Origin of the sequence: Streptomyces shaanxiensis (assembly GCF_039537145.1) — a bacterium.
Classification (GTDB): Bacteria; Actinomycetota; Actinomycetes; order Streptomycetales; family Streptomycetaceae; genus Streptomyces; species Streptomyces shaanxiensis.
This window is the reverse complement of the sequence record NZ_BAAAZY010000001.1, coordinates 381,226-383,170: the sequence shown is the minus strand read 5'-3', so window position 1 is coordinate 383,170 and position 1,945 is coordinate 381,226. Positions and strand designations below refer to the sequence as shown.

The 1,945-nt window shown below is 71.3% G+C and carries 3 protein-coding genes; 2 read left to right on the top strand and 1 reads right to left on the bottom strand.

Annotated elements, in window-relative coordinates:
• Window positions 1-77 precede the first annotated feature (77 nt).
• A complete protein-coding gene (locus tag ABD932_RS01735; protein WP_345008259.1) occupies window positions 78-911 on the top strand; it encodes a chaplin in 834 nt (277 codons plus the stop codon).
• A 90-nt stretch (window positions 912-1,001) separates the two neighbouring features.
• Here ABD932_RS01735 and ABD932_RS01730 read toward each other — a convergent pair whose 3' ends face one another.
• Window positions 1,002-1,190, bottom strand: coding sequence for a DUF5703 family protein (locus ABD932_RS01730; protein WP_005485166.1), 189 nt, complete (start codon window positions 1,188-1,190; stop codon window positions 1,002-1,004).
• Window positions 1,191-1,237: 47 nt separating this feature from the next.
• Between ABD932_RS01730 and ABD932_RS01725 the strand changes: the two genes are divergently transcribed.
• Complete coding sequence (locus ABD932_RS01725; protein ID WP_345008258.1) at window positions 1,238-1,915, top strand: hypothetical protein; 678 nt, start codon at window positions 1,238-1,240, stop codon at window positions 1,913-1,915.
• Window positions 1,916-1,945 lie beyond the last annotated feature (30 nt).

The following is a 1,945-nucleotide window of genomic DNA, read 5'->3' as shown; positions in this document are numbered from 1 at the left end:
CCCGACCGGCCTTTCGGCGGCGTCGGGCCATTCCGGTGCCGTCTTTTCGGAACAAGGTCGAAGGCAGGTAATCAGCAATGCGACAGGTCACCCGCAAGGGCCTGCTGACCGTGGCGGCCGCGACCGGCGTCATCGCCGCCGCGGGCGGCGCCGCTCACGCCACCGGCGCGGGCGCGAACGGCGGCGCCTCGAACTCGCCCGGCGTGCTGTCGGGCAACACGGTGCAGGCGCCGGTGCACGCGCCGGTCAACGTCTGCGGCAACACGGTCAACATCGTCGGGGTGCTCAACCCGGCGATCGGCAACAGCTGTACCAACCAGGGCGGCGGCCACGGCGGCTCCCAGGGCGGCGGAGGGTCGTCGGCCGACGGGCACGCCAGTGACTCGCCCGGCATCGGCTCCGGCAACCACGTCGAGGCGCCGGTCCATGTGCCGGTCAACGTGTGCGGCAACACCGTCGACGTCATCGGTATCGGCAACTCCACCGAGGACAACGACTGCGGCAACAACGGCGGGGGCGGCGGCCACGAGAATCCGCCCGGTACGCCGGAGCAGCCGGGCAACCCCGGTAATCCGGGAAACCCCGGAAACCCTGAGGAGCCGGGCAACCCGGGCAACCCGGGCAACCCGGGTAACCCCGGTAACCCCGGAAACCCCGGGAGCCCGCAGAACCCGGAAGAGCCGAACCACCCCGGCACCCCGAGCACACCGCCCGGCACGGGCGGCGTCACGCCGGACGGCGGCTCCTCGAACGGCAACCACCCCGGCACCCAGGGCCTTACCCAGCCCCAGGGCGACGCGCAGCTCGCCCAGACCGGCAGTGACCTGCCGCTGGGCCTGACCCTGCCGGTCGGCGCGGGGGCGCTGCTCGCGGGCGCGGTGCTGTACCGCAAGGCGCGGGCCTCGGCGTAGGGCGCGGTCTCCGGCACGAACGGAGCGGGCCCCGTCGAGGGGCCCGCTCCGTTCAGTGTTTCCTTCCCCCGCTGTTCCTGTCGCCTCAGCTCACCACGTGGCCCGCACCTGGCGGATGATCCTGCGGCGCAGCCGCACCCTGCGGCTGCCGTCACGCAGCAGGCTCAGGCGGTCCAACTCCCAGTGTCCGTACTCGGCATGGTCCGTCAGCAGGCGTGTGGCGTCCTTGCGGGAGACCCCGCGCGGTACGTACACGTCGACAAATTCGTATTCCGGCATCGCATCTATTGTGCGGGCTGGGGCTCGGTACGGATAGCGTCTGCACTATGTCTGATGCTGTGCAGCCCACCGCTGCCGAGGTACGCGCCGCCGCCGAGGCGGTCAAGACCGCGCTCGACCGTCACCTGGACGCGGTCGAACGCCGGTCGGGTGAGGACGACCCTGCCGTCTACGAGGCGTTCAACCAGCTGGCCGCGGCCGCCGAGGTCTACGACGAGCTGCTCTACGACCGCTACGACGAGGTCACTCCTTTCGAGATCCCCGGTACGGAGGACGCGCTGCCGCCGTACACGGGCCCCGAGGAACCGAACGCGCTGAGTGTCCTGATCCGCCGCGACTACTCCGTGGTGGAGCCGCAGCGGCTGCTGGCGCAGGCCCAGCGGGTCGAGGCGGCGGACGACGACGAGAGCGCGGAGGTCGCCGGCACGGTGCACGGGGCGCTGGGCGTTCTGTTCGGTGAGTTCGAACCGGACGAGATCGCCTCCCGGCACAAGGAGTTCGGCCTGGAGGAGGGCGACTCCACGCTCTGGGTGACCGCCGCGGACGAGTCGGCCGACCCGGGGGAGTGGCTGGAGATGCCCTTCGAGGGGGTCGACCCCCAGCAGGTGGTCTGCCGGTTCGACGTCAGTGCGGTGTTCGACGACGAGGACGACGATCTCGACGACCGGGACGATCTGGATGCCGGGTTGGACGAGGATCTGGAGCCCTTGGACGCGGAGCGCTAGCCGCGGGGTGCGAGGGCTGTTACGTCGGCG

Bases quoted from the DNA above. Each gene is read 5' to 3' on its own strand.
- ABD932_RS01735 (WP_345008259.1), top strand. From the start codon at position 78: ATGCGACAGGTCACCCGCAAGGGCCTGCTGACCGTGGCGGCCGCGACC.
- ABD932_RS01730 (WP_005485166.1), bottom strand. From the start codon at position 1,190: ATGCCGGAATACGAATTTGTCGACGTGTACGTACCGCGCGGGGTCTCC.
- ABD932_RS01725 (WP_345008258.1), top strand. From the start codon at position 1,238: ATGTCTGATGCTGTGCAGCCCACCGCTGCCGAGGTACGCGCCGCCGCC.